Source organism: Pelomonas sp. KK5, assembly GCF_001984095.1.
Classification (GTDB): Bacteria; Pseudomonadota; Gammaproteobacteria; order Burkholderiales; family Burkholderiaceae_C; genus KK5.
On the sequence record NZ_LYVQ01000360.1, the window covers coordinates 1 to 4,086 of the forward strand.

A 4,086-nucleotide genomic window follows, 5' to 3' on the forward strand; every position below is an offset into this window, starting at 1 on the left:
CGCTGACCTCTTGCATGCCATGCAAGCGCTCTCCCAGCTGAGCTATACCCCCGTTGGCTTAACCGCTAAGTCAAACGCAAAAGGTGTCGCGCCGTTCAAGCAAGACCAAGAGTATAGAACAGATTTCAGACAGCGCGCAAGCGGCTGATGACAATTTCTTTGTCGAACAGCTCCAGCACCGCGTCGACCGAGGGCGTCTGCGCACGGCCACAGACCAGCACGCGCACGGGAATAGCCAACTGCGGCATCTTCAGGCCGTGGGCGCCGATGGTCTCCTTGATCGCGCCCTGGATGGCCGCCTTGTTCCACTCGGCAAGGCCGGCGAGCTTGTCGGCCAGCGTGGCGATGGCAGGCTTGGTCGCGTCCGTCACCTGGGCCGCCAGGTCCTCGGCGCTCGGCGTGACCGGCGCGAAGTACATGGCGAGCCAGTCGGCCAGCACCACCGTCGTCGCGCAACGGTCCTTGAACAGCGCACACATCGGCGTCAGCTTCGCCGCGTCGGCGGTGATGCCGCGCTTGGCCAGTTGCACGGCCACCAGCGCCGCCAGCCGCGCATCGTCGGCCTGCTTGATGTACTGGCCGTTGACCCATTCCAGCTTGGCCGGGTCCCACTGTGCCGGGCTCTTGTTCAGGTGCGTGCCGTCGAACCACGAGACCAGTTGCTCGCGCGTGAACAGCTCGTCGTCGCCGTGGCTCCAGCCCAGGCGCGACAGGTAGTTCAGCATCGCCTCGGGCAGGTAGCCGTCGTCCTCGTAGGCGGTGACGCTGACCGCGCCGCGGCGCTTGCTGAGCTTGGCGCCGTCGTCGCCGAGGATCACCGGCAGATGGCCGAACCTGGGCAGCGGCGCGTTCAGCGCGTTGAAGATGTTGATCTGCCAGGGCGTGTTGTTGACGTGCTCGTCGCCGCGGAACACGTGCGTGATCCGCATGTCCCAGTCGTCCACGACGACGGCGAAGTTGTAGGTGGGCACGCCGTCCGTGCGCTGGATGATCAGGTCGTCGATCTCCTTGTTGTTGATCGTGATCGGGCCCTTGACCAAGTCGTCCCAGCTGACGTCGCCGGCGGCCGGATTCTTGAAGCGCACGACCGGCTTCACGTCGGCAGGAATCGCCGGCAGCGTCTTGCCGGCCTCGGGGCGCCAGGTGCCGTCGTAGCGGCGCTTCTCGCCGCGCGCTTCCTGCGCGGCCTTCATCGCGTCCAGTTCTTCCGGCGTGCAGTAGCAGCGATAGGCCGTGCCGGCTTCGATCATCCCGTCGATGACCTCCTGGTAGCGCTCCAGGCGCTGCATCTGGTAGATCGGGCCTTCGTCGGCATCCAGGCCCAGCCACTTCATCGAGGCGAGGATCTGCTCGACCGAGTCCTGCGTGGAGCGGGCCACGTCGGTGTCCTCGATGCGCAGCACGAACTGGCCGCCGTGGTGGCGGGCATAGGCCCAGGAATACAGCGCCGTGCGGGCGGTGCCCAGGTGCAGGAAGCCGGTGGGCGACGGGGCGATGCGGGTGCGGATGGTCGTCATGTCGTCGAGATCAGATTTCGGTGCCGCTTTGCAGGGCGAGGCGCGTGCGGGCCGGGCCCTCTTCCTCTTCCGGCTGGCTCGTGCGCTGTTCCTTCATCGTCGCGAAGTCTTCGGCGGACACGTCGCCGGTGATGTAGTGGCCGTCGAAGCAGCTCGCCTCGAAGCCGTTCAGCGCCGGCTGCAGCGCGCCGACGACGCGCTTCATCGCCACCACGTCCTGGTAGATCAGCGCATCGGCGCCGATGTACTCGCGGATCTGCTCGATCGTGCGGCCGTGGGCGATCAGTTCCTCGCTGGTCGGCATGTCGATGCCGTAGACGTTCGGATAGCGCACCGGCGGCGCGGCCGAGGCCAGGTAGACCTTGTTGGCACCGGCCTCGCGGGCCATCTGCACGATCTCCTTCGAGGTCGTGCCGCGCACGATCGAGTCGTCCACCAGCAGCACGTTGCGGCCCTTGAACTCCAGGCCGATCGCATTGAGCTTCTGGCGCACCGACTTCTTGCGCGCGCCCTGCCCCGGCATGATGAAGGTGCGGCCGACATAGCGGTTCTTGACGAAGCCTTCGCGGTAGGGCTTGCCGATGCGGTGCGCGAGCTGCATCGCCGAGGGGCGGCTCGACTCGGGGATCGGGATCACCACGTCGATGTCGCTGGGCGGCATCGTCGAGATCAGGCGCTGGGCCAGCGTCTCGCCCATGTTCAGGCGGGCCTGGTAGACCGAGACGCCGTCCATCACCGAGTCGGGCCGGGCCAGGTAGACGAACTCGAACATGCAGGGGTTCAGCGTCGGGTTCTCGGCGCACTGACGGGTGTGCAGCTGCCCGCTCATGTCGATGAACAGGGCTTCGCCGGGCGCCACGTCGCGGACCAGCTTGTGGGCCGTGCCTTCCAGCGCCACGCTCTCGCTGGCCACCATGTACTCGCCCTCCTCCGCCACGCCGAAGCACAGCGGGCGGATGCCGAAGGGATCGCGGAAGGCCAGCAGGCCATGGCCGGCGATCAGCGCGATCACCGCGTAGGAGCCCTTGATGCGCTTGTGCACGGCACTCACCGCCTTGAACACCCCATCCGGCGTCAGCGGCAGGTCGCGCGCGACGCGCTCCAGCTCGTGCGCGACGACGTTCAGCAGCACCTCGGAATCGCTCTCGGTGTTGATGTGGCGACGGTCGATGTCGAACAGCTCCTTCTTCAGCGCCGGCGCGTTGGTCAGGTTGCCGTTGTGGACCAGCACCAGGCCGAAGGGCGCGTTGACGTAGAAGGGCTGGGCCTCTTCCTCGCTGTAGGCGTTGCCGGCCGTCGGGTAGCGCACCTGGCCCAGGCCGATCGTGCCGGGCAGCGCGCGCATATTGCGGGTACGGAAGACGTCGCGCACCATGCCGCGCGCCTTGTGCATGAAGCACTTGTTGCCCTGCATCGTCACGATCCCGGCCGCGTCCTGGCCGCGGTGCTGCAAGAGCAGCAGCGCGTCATAGATCAGCTGGTTGACGGGAGAGCGGGAGATCACGCCGGTGATGCCACACATGACTCAATTCCTCGGTTTCGAAAATGCTTGAAGGCCGCGGCGGATCACGCCTCGGCCGGAAGGAGCTTGACCAGGTCTTCAGGTAGGACCGGTCGCATCTGATGCAAGAGCTGCTGCAGCCGCGGCGCCACCACCGAGGCCTGCCAGGTGGGCGAGCCGACGGCCGGCGTCATGCTGACCACGACGACCAGCAGCAGGCACACCAGCAGCCCGCGCAGCACGCCGAAGCCCGCGCCCAGCAGCCGGTCGATGAAGCTCAGCGGCGAAGCCTGGATCAGCATACGCAAGAGCTTGGCCGCGATGCCCCAGAGGATCAGGATCAGCATGAAGGCCAGCACCAGGCCGGCCACGTGCAGCAGCGTCGGGCCCATGCGCTCGGCCGGCAGCCAGGCCTCGATCCAGGGCGCGACGAAGGGGCAGGCGAAATAGGCGAACACCCAGCCCAGCAGCGACAGCAGCTCGAACACGAGCCCGCGCCACAGCCCCACCAGCACCGAGGCCAGCAGCAGCAGCAGCAGCGCGAGATCGACCCAGCTGAGCGTCATGTCCATGGTCCCGTGATGGTCAGTCGGATCAGAGCGTCAGCACGGCCGTGGACAGGCCGCCGCCCTTGACCTTGGCCGCCACCTTGGCGGCCTCATCATGCGTACCGAAGGGCCCGACGCGCACGCGGATGCGCTTGCCGTCCGGCGTGTCCACCGCCTGGGTGTAGGTCTTCAGGCCCATGCGTTCGACCTTCATGCGGGCCTCCTGCGCGGCCTTCGCATCGGCGTAGGCGCCGACCTGGACGACGAAGCGGCCTGACGCTGCGGAGGCGGCCGCGCCCTTGCCCTCCAGCATGGCCTGCACGCGCGAGGATTCGGCGCTCGCCACCGGCTTCTCCGGCGCGGGCTTCGGCTTGTCGGCAGGCTTCTCTGCAGGCTTCTCGCTCGGCTTGGCGGCGGGCTTCTCGACGGGCCGCTCAGCCGGCTTCTCGATCACGTGCTTCTCGATCGGCGCCTCGGCCGCCGGCTCGGTGATCACCTCGCGCTGCGGCTCGGCCTGGGC

The 4,086-nt window shown here is 67.5% G+C and carries 4 protein-coding genes; all 4 read right to left on the reverse strand.

The genetic code is table 11. The features are described 5' to 3' along the window. Positions 1-125 precede the first annotated feature (125 nt). A complete protein-coding gene (gene gltX / locus B0W88_RS30230) occupies positions 126-1,517 on the reverse strand; it encodes a glutamate--tRNA ligase (RefSeq protein WP_077038215.1) in 1,392 nt (463 codons plus the stop codon). Between the two features lie 10 nt (positions 1,518-1,527). Beyond that, entirely contained in the window at positions 1,528-3,039 is a 1,512-nt protein-coding gene (gene purF, locus B0W88_RS30235) for an amidophosphoribosyltransferase (protein ID WP_077038216.1), read from the reverse strand. 44 nt (positions 3,040-3,083) lie between these two features. Beyond that, the gene (locus tag B0W88_RS30240; RefSeq protein WP_083749168.1) at positions 3,084-3,590 is read right to left on the reverse strand and encodes a CvpA family protein; all 507 of its coding nucleotides are present in this window, start codon (positions 3,588-3,590) and stop codon (positions 3,084-3,086) included. Between the two features lie 22 nt (positions 3,591-3,612). Next, positions 3,613-4,086, reverse strand: a 474-nt coding sequence (locus tag B0W88_RS30245; protein WP_198937980.1) for an SPOR domain-containing protein, incomplete at its 5' end; no start/stop codon positions are given.

Coding starts and splice junctions, on each gene's coding strand:
- gltX (WP_077038215.1), bottom strand. CDS start 1,517: ATGACGACCATCCGCACCCGCATCGCCCCGTCGCCCACCGGCTTCCTG.
- purF (WP_077038216.1), bottom strand. CDS start 3,039: ATGTGTGGCATCACCGGCGTGATCTCCCGCTCTCCCGTCAACCAGCTG.
- B0W88_RS30240 (WP_083749168.1), bottom strand. CDS start 3,590: ATGGACATGACGCTCAGCTGGGTCGATCTCGCGCTGCTGCTGCTGCTG.